Here is a 24,859-nt window from a genome sequence, read left to right on the forward strand (position 1 = left end):
CGCGGGAAAAGCGCGCCTTGGCCAGACCGGCTACCGGCTTATCGCGCGAAGTAGCCCTTCACCGCCGCCACGAACGTGTCGATATCGGCGGCCGTCACGTCGAGGTGCGTGACGAAGCGCGACGCGTACAGCATCTGCGTGAGGATGCCGCGCTCCTTGAGATACGCCTCCAGCGGCGCGCAGTGTTCCTGCGGGAACTGCACGAACACCATGTTCGTGGCCTGCGACATCACCTTCACCTGATCGATCTGCGCAAGACCGGCGGCGAGACGCGCGGCGTTCGCATGGTCGTCGGCGAGACGCGCGACGTTGTGATCGAGCGCGTAAAGGCACGCGGCCGCGAGCACGCCCGACTGGCGCATGCCGCCGCCCAGCACCTTGCGCCAGCGATGCGCAGCGTCGATGAGCGCGCGGCTGCCCACCAGCACCGACCCCACCGGCGTGCCCAATCCTTTCGAAAAGCAGATCGACACCGAGTCGAAGCCCGCCGTGAGCGCCTCGAGCGGCTGGCCGGAAGCGACCGCCGCGTTGTACACGCGTGCACCGTCGAGGTGCGTGGCGAGCCCGCGCTCATGCGCGAGCTGCGTGGCCTTCGCGACGTAATCCGCCGGCAGCACCTTGCCGCCAATGGTGTTTTCGAGTGCGAGCAGACGCGTGCGCGCGAAGTGGTCGTCGAGCGGCTTGATTGCCGCGGCGATACGCTCGAGCGGGATCGATCCGTCTTCGGCGTTGTCGAGCGGCTGCGGCTGGATGCTGCCCAGCACGGCCGCGCCGCCGCCCTCGTACTTATAGGTGTGGGCCGCCTGGCCGACGATGTACTCGTCGCCGCGCGCGCAATGCGCCATCAGCGCGGCGAGGTTGCTCTGCGTGCCGCTCGGGAAGAAGAGTCCCGCCTCCTTGCCCGCCTCCTGGGCCGCGCGCGCCTGCAGGCGCAGCACGGTCGGGTCGTCGCCCCACACGTCGTCGCCGGTTTCGGCGCGGGTCATGGCGGCGAGCATGGCTTCGCTCGGACGGGTGACGGTGTCGCTGCGCAAGTCGATCATTGCGATGAAATCCTCGTGGTTGAAGCACGCGCGGGACGGACGAGCGCGCGCCTTGTCGGGCGCGCGCTGCACGGCGTGAGAACCATCGAGTGTATTTTCAAACGGCGGCCCAGCGCAATGCCGGGCCGGGCGCAAGGCGCGCTTGTGCCGTGGTTAGTGCGCGAGCAGCGGCAGCGGATCGACGGGCTTGCCGTCGCTACGGACTTCGAACTGAACGCCGCCGGCGCCCATTTCGGCGATCGGCTGGCCTTGCGAGACGGCGTCGTCTTCCTTCACGAGCAGCTTGCCGTTGCGGCCATAAGCCGTCACGACCTGGTCGTTGTGCTTGATGATCACGAGCGGCCCATAGGCCTCGATACCCGTGCCCGCATAGACCACACGGCCAGCGGCGGCGGCCTTGACCTCCTCGCCGGGCGTGCCGCCGATCACGATGCCGGTGGACTTGCCCGGCACGAAGCGCTGCAGGATCGGCCCGCGCGCCGGCCACGCGAGCGCGATGCTGGGCGCGACGGGCGCGGGCATGGCTACGCCGGCGGCGGCGGGTGCGCCGCCAGGCATCTGCGCCTGCGGCGCGGCCGTTGCGTAGTTGGGCGGGGGCGCTACGCGCAGCACCTGGCCTGTCAGGAGCTGCGCGTTGGCGGAAGGCAGCTGGTTCCAGCTCGCGATGTCCTGGGGACGCTGGCCGAAGGCCCCGGCGACGCGCGAGAGCGTGTCGCCCGGATTGACGCGGTAGTAGCCCGCGGGAACGCCGCTCGTGGACATGGGGGGCGCGCTTGGGGACTCCCAGGGCGCGAAGGGGCTGCTACAGGCGCTGCAGACGAGCGTGAGGGCGGCCAGCGCCGCATAGGCGCCCGGATTTCGCCGTTGTCGATTCATCTTGCTGTTCCTCGCTTGGTCCTCGCGTATGACGAAAAAATACGCAGATGGGATGCGCGGTGGGCCGCAGGCGTTCGCTTGCGCGCCACGTTCCGCGAATGAAGCCGGAAATGGCGAACGTCCCCCATTATATCGTTCATGCTCCAACCGCCTTTTTTCGCCGGCATGCTCGCCCGGCCTGCGTTTGCGCGGGTCAACGCCTATACTGGTTCACGCGTCACCCGATAATCAGATGAAAGGCCTCTCGCTGCAGTCCCATGGCCCTGAGGGATCCGAGAATGAACAAAGCCACCTTTCTTTCGCTGCAGCTCAACGTCGAAGATGTCACATCGTCGCCGGGCCTCGTCGAATTGTTGAACAACCATCTCATCTTTGCGGCCGACGTGGCCGAAGCCGCCGACGAACTGGTCCAGCACGCCAGCATCGCACGGCTTTCCGGCGCCACCCAGGCGTCCGTGGAAATTCCCGCCGTCGTCATCGAGCGCTTGCGCGATGCGCTCGACACGCTGAGCGGCTATGACGAAACCTGGCTTTTCGCGCTCGAACCCGGCCGTGCACTCTTCGACGATATTGCACGCCGGCCTCGCCTGCTTCACTAGTACGCGAATCCGGAGCGGACGGCGCCCTACCCGCATCGCCCGCCCCATTTGCCCGCGCGCCGGCGCCTGTGTGCCACGCTGCCGCGCGCGGGGCGCCATGGTTTCGGCGCGCCAAACTGGGGGAACCGCCGTGAAATCCATTCTGAACCGCCGTAACGCCGCGCTCTCTGGCGCACCATCACGAATCCTTGCCGTGGCCCATGATGCCGCCACGCAACGCGCCGCCGCAAGCGAAGCCGCCAGCCGCGTCCCGCAATCCGCGGTCGAGCCCGCCATTACGCCGTCCGAGACCGCCGTCGAGATCGAGTCTCGCGCGGAACCGGCGGCGGGCGCGACCGCGCTGCCCGAAGGCGCCGGCGGGCCTCGGCCGGTCTCCACGCTCCATCCGGTGCCGGTCATGCCCGCGCACCTGAACGGCCGCCCGGTGCAGATCGCCGACGGCGCCGCGTTCGAAGCGCTCCACGCCGCCGACGAGTTGATGACCTTCCGCGTCTTTCGCTGCTTCGCCTATACGGTCAGCCTCTTCTTCCATCCGCCCACACTCGGCTACTTCGTCGCGCTGCATCAGGAAAGCGTACTGTGGCGCGCGCTGAAAGCCAACGACCTCGACGCGGCCGGCTCGGCGTTTCACCTGATGCAGGAGCAAGCCACGCGCCTCGCCGACGGCGAAACGCGCCGCGTGCAACTCGTCGCCCAAAACGCGGAGCTCACGCGGCAGATCGAGGAGTCGGAAGCCCAGGCCGAACGCCTGCGCGTGGACCTGCAGCGCCATGCGGAACAGGAACAGACGGTGACGGGCCGCCAGCACCAGATACGCAAGGACGTCGCTCAGCTGGAGGCGCAGCGCATTGCCGCGCAGGCCCAGTTGAACAAGGCACACCGGGCGCTGCATCAGCTCAAGGTTGCGACGAGCGAGGGCGTGCCCCATCTGCATGCGCGGTGATCACGCGAGCGGGCCCAGTTGCCGCGCGAATCGCCGGGCGGCTTCGAGGCCGAAGCGGCTCGGCGCCAGCTTCACGTCGCGCTCATGATCGACGTCGATGCCCATGCGCCACGCCGCAATGCGCTTGCCGTAGCAAATCAGCGTATCGAGCGACTGCATGACGAAGACGATGGCGGGCAGCACCTGCTGGTACAGGGCTTGCGCGCGCTCGATATCGCCTGAGCAAAACGCGGCGTAAACCTGCTGCTGCCAGTCGAAGCAATCGGGCGCGACGATCATGCCCGCGCAGCCGGCGCGCAGGTTGTCGAGCAATTCCAGCCCGCCGCGGCCGTTGAGCACGGGCATCAGGTCGCCGATCTGCGCGATCGTTTCGGCAATCGTCACCGCCGGGCCCTCGCCCTTGAGCACACGGAAGTTCGGGCATTGCGCGGCAAGCGCGCGCAAACTGCCCGGCGAAAGCCCGACGCCCAGATACTCGGGCGCGTTCTGAACGCCGACCGTCACGTCGAGCCCCGCCATCACGCCCGCGAAGAAGTCGAAATAGAACGATTCGGGTTGCGCAGGCTCGCCTTGAGCGCGCGTGGGAGGCTGGAGGATCAGCCATGCCGCGCCGCGCTCGATCGCGTGTTGCGCGAATTCGCGCTGCGCCTGCACCGTGGGACCGCTCACCGTGACGGCGAGCGGCAGTGCGCCGCCGCTGTCCTCCTGCGCCCAGTCGATCACCTGCTCGCGTTCGGCGCGCGAAAGCTTGTTGACCTCGGTTGCGAGCCCGAGCACGGCGATACCCGGCGCGCCGCCACGCACGGCCGCTTCGACCTGGCGCCGCATGGCCGCGCGGTCGAGGTGGTTATCGCGATCGAAGAATGCGTAGAGGATCGGGTAGATGCCGGCGATTGCCCCGGCGGCGCTGGTTGGCGCGCTCATCGCGTGCTCCGGCACGCTCAGTGGGAGTCGCGCGGCACGGCCGCACCGCTCGCGCCGACAAGAAAGTCCAGGTCGGCGCCCTTGTCGGCCTGCAGCACGTGTTCGACGTAAAGCCGGTAATAGCCGCGCTCGGGCAGCTCAGGCGCCTGCCACTCCGTCTTGCGGCGCGCGAGTTCTGCATCGGAGACTTCCAGATGCAGGCGCCGCGCCGCGACGTCCAGTTCGATCATGTCGCCCGTGCGCACGAGCGCAAGCGGACCGCCCGCCGCCGCTTCGGGCGACACGTGCAGCACGACTGCACCATACGCCGTGCCGCTCATGCGGCCGTCCGAAATGCGCACCATGTCGGTAATGCCCTTTTGCAGCACCTTCTTCGGCAGCGGCATGTTGCCGACCTCGGCGAAGCCCGGATAGCCCCTGGGCCCCGCGCCTTTGAGGACCATGATGCAATGCTCGTCGATATCGAGCGAGGCGTCGTCGACTTTCGCGTGCAGTTCCTCGACGTTCTCGAACACCACCGCGCGGCCGCGATGACGCAACAGCGCCGGCGTGGCGGCAGAAGGCTTGATGACCGCGCCGTCGGGCGCGAGGTTGCCCTTAAGCACGGCGATGCCGGCTTTGGGCTTGAACGGCTGCGCAAACGACGTAATCACTTCGGCGTTGTAGTTCGGCGCGTCGGCGACGTTTTCCCAGAGGGTTTTACCGTTGACCGTCAACGCGTCCCGATGCAGCAGCCCTTGCTCGCCCAGTTGCCGCAGCACCGCTGGCAGGCCGCCCGCGTAGTAAAAATCCTCCATCAGATAATGGCCGGAAGGCTGCAGATTCACGAGGCAAGGGACATCGGAGCCGAGTTCCCAGTCGTCGAGCGAAAGCGGCACGCCAATGCGCCGCGCGAGCGCGATCAAATGCACGACGGCGTTGGTCGACCCGCCGATGGCCGCGTTGGTGCGGATCGCGTTTTCGAACGCCGCGCGGGTGAGGATCTTCGACATCGTGAGGTCCTCGCGCACCATCTCGACGATGCGCCGCCCGGCGAGTTGCGCGAGCACCTGGCGGCGCGCATCGACCGCGGGAATGGCCGCGTTGTGCGGGAGCCCCATGCCCAGCGATTCGACCATCGAGGCCATCGTGGATGCCGTGCCCATGGTCATGCAGTGACCGCGCGAGCGGTTCATGCACGACTCCGCCTCGACGAATTCGGCCTGCGACATCGTCCCCGCGCGCACTTCCTCCGACATTTGCCACACGCCCGTGCCCGAGCCGATTTCATGGCCCCGGAAGCGCCCGTTGAGCATCGGGCCGCCCGAGACAGCGAGCGCAGGCAAGTTGCACGACGCCGCGCCCATCAGCAAGGCCGGCGTGGTCTTGTCGCAACCGACGAGCAGAATCGTGCCGTCGATCGGATTGCCGCGAATCGACTCCTCCACGTCCATGGAGGCAAGGTTGCGAAACAGCATCGCGGTGGGCCGCAGGTTCGATTCGCCTAGCGACATGACGGGAAATTCGAGCGGCAGGCCGCCGGCTTCGTACACGCCTTTTTTCACATACTCCGCGAGTTCGCGAAAATGCGCGTTGCACGGCGTGAGTTCCGACCACGTATTGCAGATGCCGATGACGGGGCGGCCGTCGAACGCGTCGTGAGGGATGCCCTGATTCTTCATCCACGAGCGGTGAATGAAGCCGTCCTTGTCGGCTTTGCCGAACCAGGCCTGGCTGCGCAGGGGCTTACGGGTGGAGCGGGTCATGGCGGGGCGTCTCCTGTCGCGAGGCAACAGTCAGGGAAACTGCCGCCCGATCATAGGAGTGACGTTCGAACCCGTCAATGTTTGATATGGCGTCCTTAGATATGGACAAAACGCGCCACAAAAAAGTACGGGCCGGTGGAGAACCGGCCCGTGCTGGACTGCCTGTTGCAACAACGTACTGCCTACTGCGTACTGCTACTGCACGGCTGCACCTCTCACTGCGCCAGCCAACTTCAACTACCTTCTGCTCTCTGCGTACTGCAACTTCCTGACTGCAACAACTCACCTACTGCGTATTGCAACTGCACACTGCGAACTGCAACTTCTACTGCAACCACTCACTGCGTATTGCAACTACGACTTCTACTGCAACCACTCTCTGCGTACTACGACTGCAACTTCTACCGCAACCACTCACTGCGTATTGCAACTGCAACTCACTGCTCAGTTCTGCTGCAACGACTGACTACGTACAGCGACAACTCACTACAGGGGGTAGCTTGCCGGAACCGCCTGAAGCGGTTCCGTTCGGTCAGGGCTTAGTGGCCGAAGTAAATGCGCTGGCTCGGTGCGACTTGCGCCGGTTGCACCGCGGCACCCGACTGCGACGTGCCGACTGCCGGTGCGCCGTAACCGCTGGTGTCGCCGGCGGCGAGCTTTTCCTGGGTCACGCGCGCCTGGGCGGCCTGCAGGTTTTCCGGGTAGTTCACATGGTCAGCCGACGGGTTGTAGCCAGCGTGCTCGAGTTGAACCAGTTCCGCACGCACCTGGGCGCGGGTCAGGCCTTGCTCGCTCGACTGGGCGAACGAGATTGCCGGGATGGCAAGAGCGGCGGCAACGACAACTGCGGGGATAAGCTTGTTCATGATCGGACCTCCAACTGTTTTATTTCCGCTTCGGAACACCGTGTTCGTCAGCGATTGATTACAGTGTAGGCGTCCGTTCACGCTAGGGAAAACCCTAATTCGTCAAAACACCATTGCGATTTTGGTAATAAAAAAAGGTGAGTCCTCGGGACTCACCTTACGATTCCAACAAAGACCGCAACGACAATGCGGCCTTTTGTCTTAGGACCTTACGACCAGTCGGCGTGGAAGCTGCCCGGCTTGTCGATGCGCTCGAACGTGTGCGCGCCGAAGAAGTCGCGCTGCGCCTGCACGAGGTTGGCGGGCACGCGCTCCGAGCGGTAGCCGTCGAAGTACGCGACGGCCGACGAGAACGCCGGCACCGGCACGCCCGCGCTCACCGCCTGGATCACCACGTCGCGCAGCGCCGACTGATAGTTGGCCGCGATGTCACGGAAATAGGGGTCGAGCAGCAGGTTGTCGAGCTGCGGGTCCTTCGCGTAGGCGTCCATGATCTTCTGCAGGAAGCGCGCGCGGATGATGCAGCCCGCGCGGAAGATCTTGGCGATCGTGCCGTACTGGAAGTCCCACTTGTACTCGTCGGAAGCCATGCGCAGTTGCGCGAAGCCTTGCGCGTACGAAATCACCTTCGAGAAGTACAGCGCGCGGCGCACCGACTCGATGAACGCCTTGCGGTCGCCCGAGAACGGCTTCGCGTCCGGGCCCGAAAGCACCTTGCTCGCGGCCACGCGCTGCGTCTTGAGCGACGAAAGCACGCGCGCGAACACGGCTTCGGTGATGAGCGGCAGCGGCGCGCCGAGGTCCAGCGCGTTCTGGCTCGTCCACTTGCCGGTGCCCTTTTGCGCGGCGCGGTCGAGAATCACGTCGACGAGATCCTTGCCCGTTTCCTCGTCCTTCTTGCCGAAGATCTTCGAGGTGATCTCGATCAGGTAGCTGTCGAGCTCGCCTTCGTTCCACTCGGTGTAGACCTTGCCCAGTTCCTCGTTCGAGAGGCCGAGCACCTGCTTGAGCACCGCGTAGCTTTCGGCGATCAGCTGCATGTCGCCGTACTCGATGCCGTTGTGCACCATCTTCACGAAGTGACCCGCGCCGTCCGGGCCCATGTAGGCCACGCACGGCTCGCCGTCCGGCGCCTTCGCGGCGATTTCAGTGAGGATCGGCGCAACCAGATCGTAAGCATCGCGCTGGCCGCCCGGCATGATCGACGGGCCCTTGAGCGCGCCTTCCTCGCCGCCCGACACGCCCGTGCCGATGAAGTGCAGGCCCGACTTCGCGAGTTCCTGGTTGCGGCGGATGGTATCGGTGAAGTGCGTGTTGCCGCCGTCGATCAGGATGTCGCCCTTCTCCAGCAGCGGCTTGAGCGCGGCGATGGTGTCGTCGGTGGGCGCGCCGGCCTTCACCATCATCAGGATGCGGCGCGGCTTTTCCAGCGAATCCACGAACTCTTCGAGCGTGTACGCCGGCACGAGCTTGCGATCCGGATACTCAGCGATCAGCTCGTCGGTTCGGGCGCGGCTGCGATTGAACACCGAGACCGCGTGGCCGCGGCTTTCGATGTTGAGCGCCAGATTGCTACCCATCACGGCCAGACCCACCACGCCGATTGGCTGTTTGCTCATGTTGTTTCTCCACTTCATTCATTGACGGCGCCGCAACGGGGCGCCAACCGTGCAAGCATAAGGGAAACGTAGCGGTGCTGCGCGAACGCGCGCATGCGCGACGGACGTTTGCCGACCTCGCTTACTGTTTTCGGAACACCAGGCTGAAATTGTTCGCTGGCATCGGCACGCGCGCTTCGCACGCGAAGCCTTGTGCCTGCGCCAGCGCCTCCACTTCCTCCATGTCGCGCACGCCCCAGGACGAGTCGCGCGCGCGCAAGTCGGCGTCGAAAGCCTCGTTGCTCGGCGCCGTGTGTGCGCCTTCGCGCCGGTACGGCCCGTAGAGCACGAGTGCCCCACCCGTAGCAACGCGCGCGCCCGCGCCTTTCATGAGCGCCTGCGCCGCTGCCCACGGCGCGATGTGAATCATGTTGATGCAGACGATGGCGTTCACCGCATCGATCGGCCAGGGCTCGCGGCGCACGTCGAGGTCGAGCGGCGCGCGCAAATTGGCGAGACCCGAGTGCTCGCGCCAGGCGTCGATCGAGGCGCGGGCGCGCGCGTCGGCGTCGCTCGGCTGCCACGCGAGGTCGGGAAACGCGGCCGCGAAGTGGACGGCATGCTGGCCGGTGCCGCTCGCGATTTCGAGCACGGTGCCCCGCGCGGGCAGCGCGCCGCGCAGCACTGCCAGGATCGGCGCGGCGTTGCGCTCGGCGGCGGGCGCGCAAAGGCGTTGGGCGGCTTGCGGGTCGTTCATCGTCTTGCGGTCTCTCAGCGTTCAGTCGGCATTCACTCAGTACAGCGTGGTCTTGATGCGTTGGGCGAGACCGGCCTCGTAAGTCTCGGCGTCGAACGTCTCGCCATATTGCTCCTCATTTACGCGGCGCAGCATCTCGCCCGCGCTCGGCAGGTGCGAGCGTTCGACGTGGCGCGACGGGTCCCACAGCTTCGAGCGCACGATGGCCTTGGAGCAATGGAAGTACACGCTTTCCACGTCGATCACGAGCACCGAGCGCGGCGGCTTGCCATCCACGGCGAAACTCGCGACGAGCGCGGGGTCGGTGCTCACGCGGCCACGCCCGTTCACGCGCAGCATCTCGCCCACGCCCGGCACCATGAACAGCAGCCCCACCTGCGACGAGGCAACCACGTTGCGCAGGCTGTCCACGCGATTGTTGCCGGGACGGTCGGGCAACGCGAGCGTGTGCTCGTCGAGAATGCGCACGAAGCCGGGTGCGTCGCCGCGCGGCGAGCAGTCGAGACCTTCCGGACCGCCCGTGGCGAGCACGACGAACGGCGAGCTTTCGATGAAACGCCGGTAATCCGCGTTGACGTGATCGATTTCCTTGCGCAACGCGCGTTCGTGCGGCGTGCCGTAGTGCGCTTCGAGGTCGGCTAGCGTGGTCAGCATGTCGTCGGTTCCGTGGGGACGTGGAGTGTCAGGGGACGAGGCGCGCGCCCAGTGCGTCGAGCACGGCCGCGCAAGGGGCTTCGAGTTTGAGTGCGAGGAGCGGGTCGGCGCGCGTCTTGCCCATGTTGATCGCGGCGACGGGTTTGCCGCGCTGCTGCGCCCAGGCGCAGAAGCGGTAGCCCGAATACACCATGAGCGAGGAGCCGACCACGAGCACGGCGTCGGCCTCGTCGAGCGCATTCGAGGCGCTCGCCACGCGCTCGCGCGGCACGTTCTCGCCGAAGAACACCACTGAAGGCTTGAGCATGCCGCCGCACGCCGCGCACGCGGGCACGTGGAAGGCGTTGGCGCCGTCGAAGTCGAGATGGGCGTCGCCGTCAGCGGCGGGTTCCGCGCTCGCGCCCACGATGGCCGGGTTGCGCGCTTCGAGTTCCGGCTGAATCGAGGCGCGCGAGTACTGCGCGCCGCAGTCGAGGCAATGCACGTGCGCGATGCTGCCGTGCAGCTCGATCACGTCGCGGCTGCCCGCGCGCTGATGCAGGCCATCCACGTTCTGCGTGACGAGCGTGCGCGCATAGCCCGCCGCACCGAGGCGCGCGAGCGCGCGGTGCGCGCCGTTGGGCTGCGCGAGACCCACCGTGGGCCAGCCGATCAGGCTGCGCGCCCAGTAACGGCGCCGCATGCTCTCGGAGCCGAGGAATTCCTGCAGCGTGATGGGCGGCGAGCGTTTCCAGGCGCCGTTCTCGTCGCGGTAACCCGGAATGCCCGAATCCGTGCTGATGCCCGCGCCCGTCAGCACGAACAGGCGCGGATGACGCTCGACGAACGCCTGCAGCGCGTCGAGGGCGGCGGCGTCGAGGGCGGGAGCGTCGGGAACGAGGATGGATTCGGTCATGGCGGCAGGGAGCAATGCAGTTCAGCGCGAGGGCTTGTCCCGCGACGGCGCGGCCGATGGCGAAGCCGGTTTTGCGGCTCGCTTGCGCGGCGCTTTCACCTGCGCCTGTACCTGTGCCTGCCGTTCGGCTTCGCGCGCTTCCCACGCGGCCAGCGCGGCGCGATACCGGCCGAACTCCTCGTCATACAGATCGAAGATGCAGGGGTCGCAGCCGCTATGGCAGCAGTCGTCGTTATCGGGGCATTCGGGCGGCTGGGGACGCGGATCATCGTCCGGACGCGGGGGCAAAGACATGGGCGCTCGGGCGTCGTGGTGGTTCAGCGGCCAGTATACGGGACGCGGCGGCCGAGCGTGCGGCGGCGCCCGCCCGGCCTGCGCGCTCAGCCGCGCCCCACGAACGGCATCTTCGTCGCCATGATCGTCATGAACTGGATATTCGCTTCGAGCGGCAGTTGCGCCATGTGCAGCAGCGCGTCGGCCACGAGTTCCACATCCATCAGCGGTTCGACGGCAATCTCGCCGTTCGCCTGCGGCACGCCGCGCGCCATGCGCTCGGCCATCTCGGTCGCCGCGTTGCCGATGTCGATCTGCCCGCACGCAATGTCGTAGCGCCGGCCATCGAGCGAAACGGTTTTCGTGAGGCCCGTGATGGCGTGCTTGGTAGCCGTGTAGGCGGCGCTGAACGGCCGCGGCGCGTGCGCCGAAATCGAGCCGTTGTTGATGATGCGCCCGCCTCGCGGCGTCTGCCGCTTCATGAGCCCGAACGCCGCGCGCGTGCACAGGAACACGCCGGTGAGGTTCGTATCGACCACGGCGCGCCAGTCGTCCACGGAAAGCTCGTCGATGTCCACGGCCGGCGCGTTGCGGCCCGCGTTGTTGAAGAGCAGGTCGAGCCGGCCGTAGCGCGCGCGGATCGTCTCGAAGAGCGCCTCGACGGCCGCCGCGTCGGTCACGTCGCAAGGCGCCGCCAGCGCCTCTTCGCCGCGCGCGCGGGCCTCGCCGGCGAGCGCTTCGAGCGGCGCGGCTCGCCTGCCCGCCAGCACGACGGCAAAGCCGTTGGCTAGCAGTCTTTGCGCGCACGCGCGGCCAATGCCGCTGCCCGCGCCCGTCACCAGGGCGATCTTGCGTTGTTCCGTATCACTCATCGTTGCCTCTTTGTTTCGGTTGAGCCTTCAATCGAGCGGCTGGTCGTTGGGATTCGCGAAAAGCGCCTTCATCGGCTCCGACATCGGATAGTCGAGGTTCACGCCCGCAGGCGGAATGGGCGACTCGAACCAGCGCCGGTAAAGCGCGAGCGCCTCGCCCGAGCGCTCCATCCTCGCGATGGTGTCGTCGGCAATGCGCTTGAAGGCGGTGTCGCCGCGCCGGAACATGCAGCCGTACACTTCCGACCTGGCCGGGCTGCCGACGATCGCGTAAGCGCGCGCGTCGTTCAGGTTACGCGCACTTTGCGCGACGGGCGCACCCGGCGTGTCGCTCGCCATGTAGCCGGTCGCGAGCGCGGCGTGCAGCAGCGGTTCGTCCATCACGAAGGCAACGGCGCGGCCCGAGCGCACGGCTTCGACGGAATCGCCGTGAGTCTTCGCGACGACGATGCGCATGTTCATCGCGCGCTCCATGTTCCAGCGGCGCAGCAGGCGCTCTTCCGACGTGCCCGCGGTCGTGACCACCGTACGGCCCGCGAGATCGCCGAAGTCGAGGACCGGCGAGCCGCGCTTCACGAGCATGCGCACGCCGTACTCGAAGATGCTGTTGGAGAACGCCACGTCGTTCTCGCGCTCGCGCGTATGCGTCGTGGTGCTGCATTCGAGGTCGATCGTGCCGTTCTGCACGAGCGTGATGCGGTTCTGCGGCGAGACGACGAGTTCGCGCACGCGCAGCTCGGGGAGCTTGAGCGTTGCGCGCACGCTTTCCACGATGCGCTGGGTGATCTCGTACGAGTAGCCCGTTGCGTGCTCGCCGCCGGCCATATAGGAAAACGGCACGGTGGCCTCGCGCACGCCGATGACGATCGTCCCGGTATCGCGAATCTTGCGCAGCGTGGGGCTTTCCAGTTCGTCGGCATGCACCGCGCCTGCAGACACGCAGGCGCACGCGAGCGTGACGTAGCGCATGTGGCCGCACAGCCTTCTGGCGACACCCAACGGCTTTGACTCGCGCTTCAACCGTGTCTCCTTCGATCTCTGATTCGTTCGCTCGAGGCGCGCGCACAGCTGCGCTCCCCTTCTGCGCGCGATTGTACCGGCGGTCCGTGCCGGCTCGCGTGATGTGGCCTGGGCTCCCAGGCGCTCACACCGTGCACGTCGCGGCGAGGCAGCCGCGCAGCACGTCCACGAACGCGTTGCCTGCCTGCGAGTCCATACCGCCTTCGCGCCACATGGCGAACACGCCGACCGTGAGCGCCGGTTCGACGCGTCGGATCGCCACCGGCTCGCCCGCCCCGCGCGCGCTGAGTTCGTCGAGCAGCACGCGGCCGATGCCGCGCGCCGCAAGTGCGCGCGCGACGTGCCACGTCTGCGCCTCGACGGCCGCGAGCCGGTCGTCCACGCCTTCGGCTTCGAGCAGGTTGCTGATCGCCTCGCCAAGCGGATCGACATTGCCGATGCTGATCCACTCGCCGTCGACCAGATCGCGCAACGCGAGCGGCGCGTGTTCCGGCGTCGGGTCGTCGGGCGGCCCGACGCAGACCACGGCCGTGCGCGCCAGTTCGACCGCGGCGATGCCCGGCCGCGCGGGCGGATTGAGCGCGACGCCCAGATCGAGTTCGCGCGTGAGCAGCGCGTTGAGCAGTTCCGCGGTGTGGCGCGTCTGGATCCTGAGCGACACCTCGGGGTAGCCCGCGCGAAACGTCTGCACGGCAGCCGGGATCAGGCTCATGCCGAGGCTTGGCAGACAGCCGATGCGCAGCAGCCCTTGCGGGCGCAGCGCGAGATTGCGCGCGAGATCGCGAATGCTGTCGAGGTTCGATTGCAGCTTCTGCGTTTCGGCGAACAGCAATTCGGCCTCGCGCGTGGGCTGCAGACGGCCGTGCGCGCGGCTGAAGAGCTTGAGGCCCGCGCTGCGCTCCGCATGCGCGAGCACCTTGCTGACCGCGGGCTGCGAAACGCACAGCAGCTCGGCCGCTTTGGAGAGCGAGCCGGTGCGCATGATCGCGTGAAAGACTTCGATATGGCGTAGACGCATGGGGCGCATGCCGGGCATGCGTACGAGGCTCATGCGCGGCGGGATGAAAGAAAAGCGCAAGGATAGCGCGTTCGGCTGCGCGCTTCGCTTGCAGCTTGGACTCAGACCCGGCTCAAACGCGGAAATCGGCGGCCATGTCCTCTTCGCTGCGCGCGACGATCGCGCCGCTGCGCGCGGCCTTGAGGAACACGTCGTAATCGCGCTCCACCTGGTCGGCATAGCTGAAGGCGTAGCCCGTGAGCGCCTCCGCAAACTGGTCGCTGCGGCCAATGTACGAAGAGATTTCGATGGCGGCGCTGCCCGACTTCGCATGCGCGCGCGCGAGCGCCCAGCCGCACAAACGCGCATAGCCGCAGAGCAGCGTGCTGTCGAGCAGCTGGAGATCGACCGAGAGCTTCATGTCGCGCAACTGGCGCACGTAGAAATGACGCCCGTTGGGCCCCGTGGTCCAGCCGAGGAAGAGATCGCTCGCCGCCTGCAGCAGCCGCTGGCCGTGCACGACCCGCGCGCCTTCGTGCTTGATCGAAGGCGACTTGAAGTACTGCGAAACGACCGAGCGACGCGCCTCTTTCACCTGCAGGAAGAGCGGCTTCTCGTGATGATCGACGAGCAGCATCACGAGGCAACGCGTACCCACGCTGCCCACGCCCACTACCTTGAACACGAGGTCCTGAATCGCGAAGTGATCGAGCAGTTCGCGCCGGTCGGGCGCGAGCGTCTTCGCGTAATCCTCGTACATGGGCTCGATCAACGTGCGCCAGTCGCCAAGCGTGAACCAGTCGTCTTCGGGTTCGAACAGCGTGTTGACGCCGTGCACGTGAAAGAGCGCGGGCGGGGCGTCGTGAATCGTCCAGTGGTCGCCGTCGCGCTCCGCGAGCTTTTCGAGCAGGTTCTCGTGCGTGCGGTTCGCGGCCTTCTCCATGCCACGCCGGATCAGGCGACGGCCTTCGGGCGTGAGCGCGGTTTCGACCATGCGGTCGAAGGTGATTTTGTCGTACCAGAGATCGAGCGCGCCGTACTCGGCGTATTGGCGCAGGCGGTCGCGATAGCTAGTCACGGCCGTCATCACCAGTTCCTCGGCCACGCCGCGCGAGTAGCGCATGTGCCGCGCCGCCACGACGAAGCTCGCCACGAGGCGCTTCACATCCCACTCCCACGGGCCAGGCGCGACCTCGTCGAAGTCGTTGAGATCGAACACGAGCTGGCGCTCGGGCGTGGCGAAGGCGCCGAAGTTCAGCAGATGCGCGTCGCCGCAAATCTCCATCGTCATGCCGGTGTTGGGCACGCCCGCGAGGTCGTGCGCCTGGAGGATCGCGCTACCGCGAAAGAACGTGAAGGGCGAGACGATCATGCGCCCGTAGCGCAGCTGCACGAGGTTCGGCACGCGGCCTTCGCTGCTCGAGCGCAGCAATGCGAGCGGATCGCGCTTGATGGTGCCGGTTTCCTTGTGGCTCGAACGTTTCGAGCGCTCGCGCGCGGCACGCCCGGCCGCCTCGCGATCAGCAACGGTGCTCCCATTCATGACCTTCTCCGGTTCTTGTACGGTCTTGCGCCATCGTGGCAAACGGGGAAATGCGGGGTATTCGTCCTGCATGGGCGGCGGCCTTTCGCCCGTGAATGCCTGCCTATTTAAGCGTGGCGCCCCGTTTCGTGCAAGCAACGTGGCCGTAACCGGCGCCTGGCTGCGCACCATGCGCGCAACGCGCAAGCGCCTGGTGTACCGTGCGCGAAAGATGCGCCGCCAGCCTGGCCCCCTCATTGCCCCGCCGGACACTCGCCATGAACGTCAAAGTCTACGGAACGCTCGTCGTCGCATCGCTGGTGCTGCTGGTCGGCCAGTGGCTCGTCGCCGCCGTGCCGATCCTGCGCAAGTGGACCATCCCGGAGCCCGTGGCGGGCGGCATTGTCGCCGCGCTGATCGTCTTCGGCCTGCACAGCTTCGCGCATAGGGACGTGGTCTTCGACACCTCGCTGCAAGCGCCGCTGATGCAAGCGTTCTTCGCCACCATCGGCCTCAATGCGAACCTCGGCAACCTGAAACAGGGCGGCCCTGTACTCGTGCGCTTTCTCGCCGTCGTGGTCGCACTGCTCGTACTGCAAAACGCGCTGGGCATCGCGCTCGCCATGGCGTTCGGCGTCGATCCGCTGTACGGGCTGCTGGGCGGCTCGGTGTCGCTCGCGGGCGGGCACGGCACGGGCGCCGCGTGGGGCGCGGTGTTCACCGAGCATCACGGGCTGCAGTCCGCCACCGAAGCGGCGATAGCGTGCGCCACGTTCGGGCTGATCATGGGCGGCATCCTTGGCGGCCCCGTTGCGCAGCACCTCATGAAGCACATCGGCGCACAGGCCGGCGACGCAGCGCCCGGCGCCAGCGGCGCGGCAACGCCCGACCCGTACGCATTCGAGGAGCCGAAAGCCGAACAGCCCACCACGCCGGGCGCGTTCATCAACACGGTCACGCTCATCGCCATCAGCCTCGCCGGGGGCGACGCGCTCTCCGGGCTGATCGCGGGCACCGCGTTCGAACTGCCCACCTTCGTGTGCGTGCTGTTCGTGGCCGTGTTACTCGCCAACGCGCTCGCACTCGCCAGGCGCCCCGTGGCCGAGCACGCCGTCGCGCTGATCGGCAACGTGAGCCTCGCGCTCTTTCTCGCCATGGCGCTCATGACGCTGCGCCTGTGGGACCTCGCCGCGCTCGCGCTGCCGGTGTTCACGATCCTCGTCGCGCAAACGCTGCTCATGGTGGTCTACGCGATCTTCGTGACGTTCCGCGTGATGGGCGCGAACTACGACGCCGTCGTGCTTTCGGCGGGGCACTGCGGCTTCGGCCTCGGTGCAACGCCCACAGCGATTGCGAACATGCAGGCGGTCACCGCGCGCTTCGGCCATTCCCATCTGGCGTTTCTCGTGGTGCCGATGGTGGCCGCGTTCTTCATCGACATTGCCAACGCCATCACCATCAAGCTCTTTCTCATGCTGCCGGTTTTCCATTGAGCGGCAAGGCGGATCGCGCCAGGCGCGCTAGAATGGCGCGAATCACGGCGCGCCGCGCGCGGCGCTAACGTTCTTCGAGCGTCATCATGTCCCTCACCGCCTGGCTCTTCTTTCTGCCCGCCTGCTTCGCGCTGAACATGGCGCCGGGGCCGAATAATCTCCTCTCCATCAACGTAGCCGCGCGGCACGGTTTCCTGCGCGCGTTCCTCGGCGGTACGGGCCGGCTCGTTTCGTTCGCCGCCATGATCGCGCTCGCGGCCGCGGGTCTTGCCGTGGTGCTGCGCGCTTCCGAGGCGGTCTTCTTCGTCATCAAGCTCGCCGGCGCCGCTTACCTCGTGTGGCTCGCGGTGCAGCTTTGGCGCAGCGACGCCAACCCTATCGGCGAGAGCATGGATAGCGACGCCTCGCTCGCGCGCCTCGCGTGGCGCGAGTGCCTCGTGGCGGCGGGCAACCCCAAGGCGATTCTCGTTTTCACGGCCTTCCTGCCGCAATTCGTCGACGTCGCCAGGCCCATCGCGCCGCAATTCGGCGTGCTCGGCGCGAGCTTTCTCGTGCTCGAATGCGTGGCCATCGCGCTCTACTCGCTCGCCGGCATGTACCTCGGCCGCTGGCTCACACGCACCGCCGTGCGCCGCTGGTTCAATCGCACCTGCGGCGCATTTCTCGGCCTGATCGGCGTGAGTTTTCTGCTCGTGCGGCGCGTCTGAACAGCCTCGTCACGCGCTCTTCATCCATAAGTATCTCTTGATGATTTTCGCGAGAAACTTTAACTGTCGTTAATCGACAGTGCCCCCTATGCTCAAACCATCGTCCGGGGTCGCGGCGAGCGGGCAGCTTTTCCCCGACGCTCGCGCATCGCCCTGCGGACAAGCGGTTTTCAACGTCATTGGGGTTTCAACATGAAGATCTGCATCTTTGGAGCGGGCGCCATTGGAGGCATGATGGGCGTGCAACTCGCACGCGCAGGCGCCGACGTGAGCTTCGTCGCTCGCGGCCCGCATCTGGCCGCCATGCGCGAGAACGGCGCACGCCTGCTGATGGACGGCGAGGAGTACGTGGCGAAGGTGCGCTGCACGTCCGATCCGCGCGAACTGGGCGTGCAGGACGTCGTCATCATTACGCTCAAGGCGCATTCGGTGGCGGGTGTGATCGACGCGATGCAGCCGCTCCTCGGCAAGCACACAGCCATCGTCACGGGCACCAACGGCATTCCCTACTGGTACTTCTACCAGCATGGCGGCAAGTTCGCGGGCACGCGGCTCGAAAGCATCGACCCGGACGGCGCGCAATGGAACCGACTCACGCCCGAGCGCGCGATTGGCTGCGTGCTCTATCCGGCCGCCGAAATCGACGCGCCTGGCGTGATCCGCCACGTGTACGGCAAGAAGTTTCCGATTGGCGAGCCTTCGGGCGAGCGCACGCCGCGCATCGTCCAGCTTCATGAAGCCATGCAGGCCGCCGGGTTCGATGCGCCGATCCGCGAGAACATCCGCGACGAAATCTGGCTCAAGCTGTGGGGCAATCTCTGCTTCAACCCGATCAGCGCACTCACGCACGCCACGCTCGACGTCATCACCAGCGACCCGGCCACGCGTGCCGTAGCGCGCACGATGATGCTCGAGGGCAAGCGCATTGCCGAGCGGTTCGGCGTGAACTTCCGCGTGGATGTGGAGCGTCGCATCGACGGCGCGGGCGCGGTGGGCGCGCACAAGACCTCGATGCTCGTCGACCTCGAAACCGGCCGGCCGATGGAGATCGATCCGCTGATCACCGTCGTGCAGGAAATGGGCAGCCTGGTTGGCGAGCCGACGCCGGCCATCGACACCGTGCTTGCCTTGGTCAAGCAGCGTGAGCGGATGGCGATGCAGCCGGCGTAAGACACGACGAAGGGCGGCGCGTGCGCCGCTTTTTTTTCTGCGCCGGTTCTCGGTGCTGGAAAAACAAAAACGGATCGCTTCGAGCGATCCGTTTTGCTTTGCGGAGGAAGGAAACGCGCGCTATTCGATGCGGGCGTGGGTCCGGGTCACCTGGAGCGGCGGCGGCGTATCGGCGCCGCGCAACGCGACGCGCATCGGCGCGCCGTTCGAGCCACGCATCGGCGAGCCGTCGATGGACGTTTCCGGCAGCGCGTCGCTATCCGGCGATGAGGCCTGTGCGTCAGAACCGTCCGCCACTGCCCCGTCCGCGACTGGCCCGTCCGGCATGAACTGCGACCACGCGGCCTGAGCACAGGGCCGCAGCGAACGATGGCGACGCCGCACGAGCATCGTCGTCACGTTGACGACGGGATGCAGCAAACGAGTAACGAGTGCCCCCGCGGGCGCGGGCCAGTGACACGTTGCGTGCGCAACGTCGCCCGCACGATGCGCATGCCCCCCGCGCGCGCCGTCCACGCACACCGGCAACACGCCGATGCCCATGCCGAGCTGCGCCATGCGTGCCACGCCCGCCACGTGCGCGAACTCCTGTAGCGGCCTCCCCTCAGGCCGCAGACCGTCCAGCGCCCGCATCACCGCGCCGCGGCAACCGGCGTCGCGATTGAGCGTGACGAGCGGTTCGCGCGCGAGATCGTCCCATCGCAGCGCCCCCTGTAGCGCAAGCGGATGGTGGGCTGGCAAGAGCGCGCAAAGCGGCGTGGCCGAGAGCGGCTGCACATCGAGGTTGCCGCTCGCGAACGGCACGCTTTCCGCGATCACGCCGAAGTCGGCCTCGCCCTGCTCGACCGCCTGCAGCACGGCCGCCTGCGGCAAGTCCTGCAGTTGCAATGTGAGCGATGGAAAAGCCGCCGCGCAGCGCGCGAGCGCGGCGGGCACCCAGCTCGACGAGAGCACCGGGTTGCTCGCCACGAGCACCACGCCGCTATGTGCCTGATGCGCGTCGCGACCCTCGTTGAGCGCCATCTCGATCTCGTCGAGCAAGCGGCCGATGCGCCGCTCGAAGCCGCTGCCCGCGAGCGTGAGCTCGACCTGGCGCGTGGTGCGGTCGAACAGCTTGAGTTCGATCGCTTCCTCCAGTTCGCGCACGCAGCGGCTCACGGCCGACTGCGTGAGCCCGAACTCGCGCGCGGCGCGCGTGAAGCTGCGCGCCCGCGCCACCGCGACGAACACCTTGAGTTGCTGGAGCGATACGTTCATCGACATGGCGGGCCCGCGCGCCTCATTCGCCGCTTTGGTTGGACCAGTGCGGCAACCCTGCGCCGGTATTCGTGGCCAGCGTGACGTTGGACTCGTTGCTCGCGTCACTGCTGGCTTCGCTGCTCTGCTCGATCAGACGCTTGCGCATCGGCGCGAGGAAGAACTTGGCGCTCACGCCCGCCGCGATCGTGATGACCGCCGCCGCGATGAACACCGCGCTCCAGCCGCCCGTAGCAGACAGCACCGATGCCACCGGCACGAGCAGCGCCGCGGTGCCCTTGGCGGTGTAAAGCGTGCCGGCGTTCGAGGCGGCGAACTTGCTACCGAAGGTGTCCGCGCAGATGGCCGGGAAGATCGAGAAGATCTCGCCCCAGAACAGGAAGATGAGCGCAGCGAAGGTCATGAACGCATACGGGTTCGTGCCGAACTGCATCATGCCGAGCAGCGCGAGCCCTTCGCCCACGAAAATCAGGAACATCGCGTTCTCACGGCCGATCTTGTCGGAGATGAAGCCGCACAGCGGACGCGTAAAGCCGTTGCAGATGTTGTCGATCGACAGCGTGAGCGTGAGGAGCGGCAGCGTCATGCCGAACACCGTCATCGGAATGCGGGCGAGGCCCCAGTCCTTGGCGATCGGCCCGATCTGCGCCGTTGCCATCAGGCCGCCGGCGGCCACCGCGACGAAGCAGATGTAGATCACCCAGAATACCGGCTGCTTGATCATCTGCCCCGGCGTGTAGTCGACGCGCGAGACGAGACGGCGGCCTGCCACGGCGACGGGGCGCGTCACGGGCTTCACGAGCAGGAACGAGAGCACGAGAATCGACACACCCTGGAGCACGCCAAAGAAGAAGAACGTGTGCTCGTAGCCGGAGCGCGTGATCATGTTCGCAATCGGAATCACCGTCACGGCGGCGCCGGCGCCGAAGCCCGCGGCCGTGAGGCCCGCGGCGAGGCCGCGGCGGTCCGGGAACCACTTGAGCGCGTTACCCACGCAGGTGCCGTACACGGCGCCCGCGCCGATGCCCGCGATCACGGCCGACACGTAGAGCATCGGCAGCGTCGTGACGTAGGAGTTGATCACCCAGGCGAGGCCTGCGCATACCGCGCCGACCGCCACGACCGGACGCGGGCCGAACTTGTCGACGAGCCAGCCTTCCACCGGCACGAGCCAGGTCTCGGTCAGAATGAAAATCGAGAACGCCAGTTGAATCTCCGCCTGGCCCCAGTGGTGGCGCGAGTTCATCGGCGCGACGAACAGCGTCCATGCGTATTGCAGATTGGCAACGAGCGCCATGCATAGCATGCCCACCACCAGTTGAAACCAGCGGTTCGTCCAGAACGGACCGCTCTCGCTCCTCTGACCGATTGCATTCATATCGCTTGTCTCCGCTATCTATTCATTGCAGCCTGCATGATTACGGGTCTGCATAAATTGAGGCTTATGGTTTTAACTTTTCACTTCGCCACGCTGCGTTTTTTATTCGCCGGCTGAATCACAAATCCGAATGACAATTCGTCAATCCTCATTCACCCTGGCATTACGTCAGACCCCTGAAAACATCGTGAAACAAGGGCTTTTCTACGTGTTGTCCCTTATGAAATCGTATTTCCGAGCGTTAACCCGAACGTAGCTTCGAGCGTTTTGCGCGGCATTCGGACTCCTTTCAACTTATGCTAGGGTGATTGCTGAATTACTCACAATTAAAGTTTGTTATTATGTGGATTCAGTATCCTTTATGGTTCGGCCATGACGATGCGAAACGCCACGCTGCGCCAGCTCAAGGTCTTCGAGACCGTGGCGCGCCACCTCAGTTTTTCGCGTGCTGCGGAAGAGCTGCATCTCACCCAGCCGGCCGTTTCTACGCAGGTTCGGCAGCTCGAAGATCACGCAGGCCTGCCGCTCTTCGAGCAGCTCGGCAAGAAGATCTATCTCACGCCCGCGGGCACGGAGATGCTTCACTACAGCCGCTCGATCATGCAGCAGTTCCACGAAGTCGACGAGGCGATGGGCCAGCTAAAGGGCGTCTCGGGCGGCAAGCTCAACGTCGCCGTCATTAGCGCGGGCGATTACTTCTTTCCGCGCCTGCTGGCCGAGTTCACGCGCCGCTACAAGGGCGTCGCGCTCAATCTCTCCGTGCACAACCGCGAGCAGCTGCTCCAGCAGCTCGCCACCAACCAGACCGATCTCGCCGTGATGGTGCGCCCGCCCCACGCGACCGACGCCATCAACGAGCCGTTTGCGCCCCACCCGTACGTGATCGTTGCGGCGCCCACGCATCCGCTCGCCAACAAGCGCGCCATCAAGCTCAGCACACTCGCCAACGAGGCGTTCATCGTGCGCGAGCGCGGCTCGGACACATGGAACTCGATGGAAGAAGGCTTCGCCGGGAAGATCACGAACCTCAAGATCGCCATGGAGATCCAGAGCACCGAGACGATCAAGCAGGCCGTGATCGCGGGCATGGGCATCGCCTTTCTTTCGGCGCACACCATCAGCCTCGAATTGCAGGTCGGTCACCTCACCGTGCTCGACGTCGAAGGCTTCCCGGTCATGCTCAACTGGTACGTCGTGCACCGGAAAAACAAGCGCCTGCCGCCCGTCGCGCTCGCGTTCAAGCGCTTCCTCATGGAGGAAGGCGCGGCGCTCATCGAGAACATTACAAAAGTGTCAGAATCGAGTTTGCATAAGTAAGGTTCGATGGTTTCAACACAAATCATCAGGCATGACTAATCGTTCGCGTCGTATTGCGCGTTCTGATGGTTTGTCTGGTCCCGCAGATGGTCGATACGATGTCAGTGCGGCCCTTGCCGCTGACGCAGCGCGCCGCCCCGGCTGCGCCGCCGCCGTGGCAAGTCCTGCGACGCGTGATGACCCGCGCGCCCCGCGCCGCCGTGCGGCGTGTCGCTCGCGGCCAGCCAGGCGGGTTCGAACGCGCCGCCGCCACAGGCCGCGACCAGCAGTTCGTCCGGCACACCCGCAAAGCTTGCATTGAATGTCGCGCTGAAGGGCTCGCGGGGCGGTGACGCCTCGACGGCGCCCGTCCGCGCGAACCGCGGTCGCCGCGCGCCGCTCATGAGCCGCGCGCCCAGCGCCGCGCACAGCACGCTCGCCGCGACCAGCACGGAGATTTCGAATTCGGGCGAAGCACGCGCGCTCAGGAATCCATAGCCGAGCGCCGCGCCTAGCAGCAGCGCGATGACATGCATGACGCGGTCGCCGCGGCCGAACGGCACGCGCCTGCGCACTGCGCCGCTCGCTTGCGCGCCACGGCTGAACAGACTCAGCGCGCCGCCGATCAGCAGTGCGCCGGTCGCCGCCGCGACGAACAGCGCCATACGCTCGCCAGGACTACGCCCTGGCTGCAACACGTAGCCAACGAACGCGCCGATCAATGCACTCGCGCCCGCTACACCACCCAGCAGCGCCGCCGTCCGCGCGCGCCGCGTGAGGTCGCGCCGGCCCGCAAGGCACAAACCACCCAGCACGCCGGCTTCGACCGCGACCGTCGCGTCGGGCGCATGCATCCAGGCCGCCGCGATCACGCCGGGCGGCACGGTCAGTAGCAATGCGAACGACATGGCGAAGGCAAGCCGATGCTTGTGCGGCGCACCAGCACGCCTGGCGCAACACGGCGCGGCACGAGAACGCGACGACGGCCACGCACGCACCGGCGCGAGCGCCGCCAATTGTGCAAATGCACAGCCGAGCCATGCGAACAGCGCGCCAGCGCCCAGCCACGCCAGGTCGCCAGCCAGTTGCTCCGGCATCTCTCCTCCTCGCGCGGCATCGCTGCCGCGCGCGTCTTTGGTTTTACGCCGTCAAGCCGCGCCCTCTACGGCAGCGAGCGACTCGGAATGCGCGCATGCGGCGCCCAGCGCATTGCTCAACGTACCGATCCCTTCAATGGTGACCTCGACCGTTGCGCCATCAACGATCGAGCCTACGCCGAGGGAGGTGCCGCACGCAATCACGTCGCCCGGTTCGAGCGTCAGGTCCTGCGAAATGAGGCTCACCTGCTGTGCCGGCGAAAACACCATGTCGTCGAGCGGATAATTCTGCCGCTCCACGCCATCGAGTTTCGTGACGACGCGTGCGCGCTGCCAGTCGAACCCGGAAACGATCGCCGGTCCCAGACAACAGAACGTATCGAAACCTTTGGCGCGGCACCATTGCGGGAAGTGCGGATTCTCGGTGATGAGGCCCGCAGCCGTGACGTCGTTGACGATCGTGTAGCCGAAGATCGCCGACCCGGCTTCTTCGACGCTCGCATCGCGGCAGCGCTTGCCGATCACGATGCCGAGCTCGCCTTCGAAGACGATTTTTCCCGCATAGTGGGCAGGACGCCGAATCAATGCCGCAGAGCCGATCACCGAAGCCGCCGGCTTGATGAGAAAAAGCGGGTGCGAGGGCACCGGTTTTTCGAGTTTCGCGGCGAGCGCGTGAAAATTGTTCCAGAGCGCGACGACCTTGCCGGGCGCACAGGGCGCGAGCGGTGTGAGCGCGCGCAGCGACAGCACGGCGCCAGTGGGCACCGGCTGATCGAGCCCTTCGTATTCGTGCAGGTAACCGTTCTCGACGCGGCCGAACACGATGCTGCCGTCGCTCGCCATCAAACGCATCCACGTTTCCATGTTTCGCTCCTTC

General features: G+C 66.4%; 24 protein-coding genes. 6 read left to right on the forward strand and 18 right to left on the reverse strand.

The genetic code is table 11. From position 1 onward, the window contains the following. Positions 1 to 38: 38 nt before the first annotated feature. Together ltaE and A3CW_RS0105675 are read right to left on the reverse strand one after the other, a co-directional pair. Positions 39 to 1,043 carry a low-specificity L-threonine aldolase gene (gene ltaE / locus A3CW_RS0105670; protein WP_028202692.1) on the reverse strand — a complete coding sequence of 335 codons (1,005 nt, stop codon included), beginning with the start codon at positions 1,041 to 1,043 and terminating at the stop codon, positions 39 to 41. 153 nt (positions 1,044 to 1,196) lie between these two features. Continuing rightward, positions 1,197 to 1,919 (reverse strand): peptidoglycan DD-metalloendopeptidase family protein, encoded by a 723-nt coding sequence (locus tag A3CW_RS0105675; protein WP_028202693.1) that lies wholly within the window; start codon positions 1,917 to 1,919, stop codon positions 1,197 to 1,199. Positions 1,920 to 2,197: 278 nt separating this feature from the next. Between A3CW_RS0105675 and A3CW_RS0105680 the strand changes: the two genes are divergently transcribed. Together A3CW_RS0105680 and A3CW_RS0105685 are read left to right on the forward strand one after the other, a co-directional pair. Continuing rightward, positions 2,198 to 2,518 carry a hypothetical protein gene (locus tag A3CW_RS0105680; RefSeq protein WP_028202694.1) on the forward strand — a complete coding sequence of 107 codons (321 nt, stop codon included), beginning with the start codon at positions 2,198 to 2,200 and terminating at the stop codon, positions 2,516 to 2,518. 130 nt (positions 2,519 to 2,648) lie between these two features. Then, on the forward strand, positions 2,649 to 3,461 hold the full coding sequence (locus A3CW_RS0105685) for a DUF2968 domain-containing protein (RefSeq protein WP_028202695.1): 813 nt from the start codon (positions 2,649 to 2,651) through the stop codon (positions 3,459 to 3,461). Here the strand turns inward: A3CW_RS0105685 and A3CW_RS0105690 are convergent, their stop codons facing one another. The 12 genes from A3CW_RS0105690 to A3CW_RS0105745 all read right to left on the reverse strand — a co-directional run bounded on the left by A3CW_RS0105690 (position 3,462) and on the right by A3CW_RS0105745 (position 15,605). Beyond that, complete coding sequence (locus A3CW_RS0105690; protein WP_245623545.1) at positions 3,462 to 4,385, reverse strand: dihydrodipicolinate synthase family protein; 924 nt, start codon at positions 4,383 to 4,385, stop codon at positions 3,462 to 3,464. Between the two features lie 17 nt (positions 4,386 to 4,402). After that, complete coding sequence (locus A3CW_RS0105695; protein ID WP_028202697.1) at positions 4,403 to 6,130, reverse strand: IlvD/Edd family dehydratase; 1,728 nt, start codon at positions 6,128 to 6,130, stop codon at positions 4,403 to 4,405. Positions 6,131 to 6,669: 539 nt separating this feature from the next. Next, positions 6,670 to 6,996 (reverse strand): DUF4148 domain-containing protein, encoded by a 327-nt coding sequence (locus A3CW_RS0105700; RefSeq protein ID WP_028202698.1) that lies wholly within the window; start codon positions 6,994 to 6,996, stop codon positions 6,670 to 6,672. A 209-nt stretch (positions 6,997 to 7,205) separates the two neighbouring features. Further along, a complete protein-coding gene (gndA, locus tag A3CW_RS0105705; RefSeq protein WP_028202699.1) occupies positions 7,206 to 8,615 on the reverse strand; it encodes an NADP-dependent phosphogluconate dehydrogenase in 1,410 nt (469 codons plus the stop codon). 121 nt (positions 8,616 to 8,736) lie between these two features. After that, the gene (locus tag A3CW_RS0105710) at positions 8,737 to 9,351 is read right to left on the reverse strand and encodes a DUF938 domain-containing protein (RefSeq protein ID WP_028202700.1); all 615 of its coding nucleotides are present in this window, start codon (positions 9,349 to 9,351) and stop codon (positions 8,737 to 8,739) included. Between the two features lie 36 nt (positions 9,352 to 9,387). Then, on the reverse strand, positions 9,388 to 10,005 hold the full coding sequence (locus A3CW_RS0105715) for a pyridoxamine 5'-phosphate oxidase family protein (RefSeq protein WP_028202701.1): 618 nt from the start codon (positions 10,003 to 10,005) through the stop codon (positions 9,388 to 9,390). Positions 10,006 to 10,033: 28 nt separating this feature from the next. Then, complete coding sequence (locus A3CW_RS0105720) at positions 10,034 to 10,900, reverse strand: NAD-dependent protein deacetylase (RefSeq protein WP_028202702.1); 867 nt, start codon at positions 10,898 to 10,900, stop codon at positions 10,034 to 10,036. A 21-nt stretch (positions 10,901 to 10,921) separates the two neighbouring features. After that, positions 10,922 to 11,194 (reverse strand): oxidoreductase-like domain-containing protein, encoded by a 273-nt coding sequence (locus A3CW_RS0105725; protein WP_028202703.1) that lies wholly within the window; start codon positions 11,192 to 11,194, stop codon positions 10,922 to 10,924. Positions 11,195 to 11,280: 86 nt separating this feature from the next. Continuing rightward, complete coding sequence (locus A3CW_RS0105730; RefSeq protein ID WP_028202704.1) at positions 11,281 to 12,045, reverse strand: SDR family oxidoreductase; 765 nt, start codon at positions 12,043 to 12,045, stop codon at positions 11,281 to 11,283. Positions 12,046 to 12,072: 27 nt separating this feature from the next. Further along, positions 12,073 to 13,014 (reverse strand): transporter substrate-binding domain-containing protein, encoded by a 942-nt coding sequence (locus A3CW_RS0105735; protein ID WP_028202705.1) that lies wholly within the window; start codon positions 13,012 to 13,014, stop codon positions 12,073 to 12,075. Between the two features lie 175 nt (positions 13,015 to 13,189). After that, positions 13,190 to 14,083: a LysR family transcriptional regulator gene (locus tag A3CW_RS0105740; protein WP_028202706.1), complete on the reverse strand. Its 894-nt coding sequence runs from the start codon at positions 14,081 to 14,083 to the stop codon at positions 13,190 to 13,192. Between the two features lie 112 nt (positions 14,084 to 14,195). Further along, entirely contained in the window at positions 14,196 to 15,605 is a 1,410-nt protein-coding gene (locus A3CW_RS0105745) for a DUF2252 domain-containing protein (protein ID WP_028202707.1), read from the reverse strand. Positions 15,606 to 15,862: 257 nt separating this feature from the next. On the opposite strand from A3CW_RS0105745, the gene gltS reads away from it, so the two are divergent. From gltS to A3CW_RS0105760, 3 genes are all read left to right on the forward strand, one after another. Beyond that, positions 15,863 to 17,077, forward strand: coding sequence for a sodium/glutamate symporter (gene gltS / locus A3CW_RS0105750; protein ID WP_028202708.1), 1,215 nt, complete (start codon positions 15,863 to 15,865; stop codon positions 17,075 to 17,077). 86 nt (positions 17,078 to 17,163) lie between these two features. After that, a complete protein-coding gene (locus A3CW_RS0105755) occupies positions 17,164 to 17,784 on the forward strand; it encodes a LysE family translocator (protein WP_028202709.1) in 621 nt (206 codons plus the stop codon). Positions 17,785 to 17,976: 192 nt separating this feature from the next. Then, positions 17,977 to 18,954, forward strand: a complete 978-nt coding sequence (locus tag A3CW_RS0105760) for a 2-dehydropantoate 2-reductase (protein WP_028202710.1) — start codon at positions 17,977 to 17,979, stop codon at positions 18,952 to 18,954. A gap of 120 nt (positions 18,955 to 19,074) precedes the next feature. Here A3CW_RS0105760 and A3CW_RS45375 read toward each other — a convergent pair whose 3' ends face one another. Both A3CW_RS45375 and oxlT read right to left on the reverse strand, forming a co-directional pair. Further along, positions 19,075 to 20,211, reverse strand: coding sequence for a LysR family transcriptional regulator (locus tag A3CW_RS45375; RefSeq protein WP_081771543.1), 1,137 nt, complete (start codon positions 20,209 to 20,211; stop codon positions 19,075 to 19,077). A gap of 22 nt (positions 20,212 to 20,233) precedes the next feature. Continuing rightward, positions 20,234 to 21,589 carry an oxalate/formate MFS antiporter gene (gene oxlT, locus A3CW_RS0105770; protein WP_028202711.1) on the reverse strand — a complete coding sequence of 452 codons (1,356 nt, stop codon included), beginning with the start codon at positions 21,587 to 21,589 and terminating at the stop codon, positions 20,234 to 20,236. A 372-nt stretch (positions 21,590 to 21,961) separates the two neighbouring features. Here oxlT and A3CW_RS0105775 point away from each other — a divergent pair, with 372 nt between their 5' ends. Beyond that, complete coding sequence (locus A3CW_RS0105775; protein ID WP_028202712.1) at positions 21,962 to 22,906, forward strand: LysR family transcriptional regulator; 945 nt, start codon at positions 21,962 to 21,964, stop codon at positions 22,904 to 22,906. Between the two features lie 101 nt (positions 22,907 to 23,007). On the opposite strand, the gene A3CW_RS0105780 is transcribed toward A3CW_RS0105775, so the two are convergent. Continuing rightward, complete coding sequence (locus tag A3CW_RS0105780) at positions 23,008 to 23,982, reverse strand: hypothetical protein (RefSeq protein WP_028202713.1); 975 nt, start codon at positions 23,980 to 23,982, stop codon at positions 23,008 to 23,010. A 51-nt stretch (positions 23,983 to 24,033) separates the two neighbouring features. Then, positions 24,034 to 24,846 carry a fumarylacetoacetate hydrolase family protein gene (locus A3CW_RS0105785; protein WP_028202714.1) on the reverse strand — a complete coding sequence of 271 codons (813 nt, stop codon included), beginning with the start codon at positions 24,844 to 24,846 and terminating at the stop codon, positions 24,034 to 24,036. Positions 24,847 to 24,859: the final 13 nt, after the last annotated feature.

Origin of the sequence: Paraburkholderia nodosa DSM 21604 (assembly GCF_000519185.1) — a bacterium.
GTDB lineage: Bacteria > Pseudomonadota > Gammaproteobacteria > Burkholderiales > Burkholderiaceae > Paraburkholderia > Paraburkholderia nodosa.

Coding starts and splice junctions, on each gene's coding strand:
- ltaE (WP_028202692.1), bottom strand. CDS start 1,043: ATGATCGACTTGCGCAGCGACACCGTCACCCGTCCGAGCGAAGCCATG.
- A3CW_RS0105675 (WP_028202693.1), bottom strand. CDS start 1,919: ATGAATCGACAACGGCGAAATCCGGGCGCCTATGCGGCGCTGGCCGCC.
- A3CW_RS0105680 (WP_028202694.1), top strand. CDS start 2,198: ATGAACAAAGCCACCTTTCTTTCGCTGCAGCTCAACGTCGAAGATGTC.
- A3CW_RS0105690 (WP_245623545.1), bottom strand. CDS start 4,385: ATGAGCGCGCCAACCAGCGCCGCCGGGGCAATCGCCGGCATCTACCCG.
- A3CW_RS0105695 (WP_028202697.1), bottom strand. CDS start 6,130: ATGACCCGCTCCACCCGTAAGCCCCTGCGCAGCCAGGCCTGGTTCGGC.
- A3CW_RS0105700 (WP_028202698.1), bottom strand. CDS start 6,996: ATGAACAAGCTTATCCCCGCAGTTGTCGTTGCCGCCGCTCTTGCCATC.
- gndA (WP_028202699.1), bottom strand. CDS start 8,615: ATGAGCAAACAGCCAATCGGCGTGGTGGGTCTGGCCGTGATGGGTAGC.
- A3CW_RS0105710 (WP_028202700.1), bottom strand. CDS start 9,351: ATGAACGACCCGCAAGCCGCCCAACGCCTTTGCGCGCCCGCCGCCGAG.
- A3CW_RS0105715 (WP_028202701.1), bottom strand. CDS start 10,005: ATGCTGACCACGCTAGCCGACCTCGAAGCGCACTACGGCACGCCGCAC.
- A3CW_RS0105720 (WP_028202702.1), bottom strand. CDS start 10,900: ATGACCGAATCCATCCTCGTTCCCGACGCTCCCGCCCTCGACGCCGCC.
- A3CW_RS0105725 (WP_028202703.1), bottom strand. CDS start 11,194: ATGTCTTTGCCCCCGCGTCCGGACGATGATCCGCGTCCCCAGCCGCCC.
- A3CW_RS0105730 (WP_028202704.1), bottom strand. CDS start 12,045: ATGAGTGATACGGAACAACGCAAGATCGCCCTGGTGACGGGCGCGGGC.
- A3CW_RS0105735 (WP_028202705.1), bottom strand. CDS start 13,014: ATGCGCTACGTCACGCTCGCGTGCGCCTGCGTGTCTGCAGGCGCGGTG.
- A3CW_RS0105740 (WP_028202706.1), bottom strand. CDS start 14,083: ATGCGTCTACGCCATATCGAAGTCTTTCACGCGATCATGCGCACCGGC.
- A3CW_RS0105745 (WP_028202707.1), bottom strand. CDS start 15,605: ATGAATGGGAGCACCGTTGCTGATCGCGAGGCGGCCGGGCGTGCCGCG.
- gltS (WP_028202708.1), top strand. CDS start 15,863: ATGAACGTCAAAGTCTACGGAACGCTCGTCGTCGCATCGCTGGTGCTG.
- A3CW_RS0105755 (WP_028202709.1), top strand. CDS start 17,164: ATGTCCCTCACCGCCTGGCTCTTCTTTCTGCCCGCCTGCTTCGCGCTG.
- A3CW_RS0105760 (WP_028202710.1), top strand. CDS start 17,977: ATGAAGATCTGCATCTTTGGAGCGGGCGCCATTGGAGGCATGATGGGC.
- A3CW_RS45375 (WP_081771543.1), bottom strand. CDS start 20,211: ATGAACGTATCGCTCCAGCAACTCAAGGTGTTCGTCGCGGTGGCGCGG.
- oxlT (WP_028202711.1), bottom strand. CDS start 21,589: ATGAATGCAATCGGTCAGAGGAGCGAGAGCGGTCCGTTCTGGACGAAC.
- A3CW_RS0105775 (WP_028202712.1), top strand. CDS start 21,962: ATGACGATGCGAAACGCCACGCTGCGCCAGCTCAAGGTCTTCGAGACC.
- A3CW_RS0105780 (WP_028202713.1), bottom strand. CDS start 23,982: ATGCCGGAGCAACTGGCTGGCGACCTGGCGTGGCTGGGCGCTGGCGCG.
- A3CW_RS0105785 (WP_028202714.1), bottom strand. CDS start 24,846: ATGGAAACGTGGATGCGTTTGATGGCGAGCGACGGCAGCATCGTGTTC.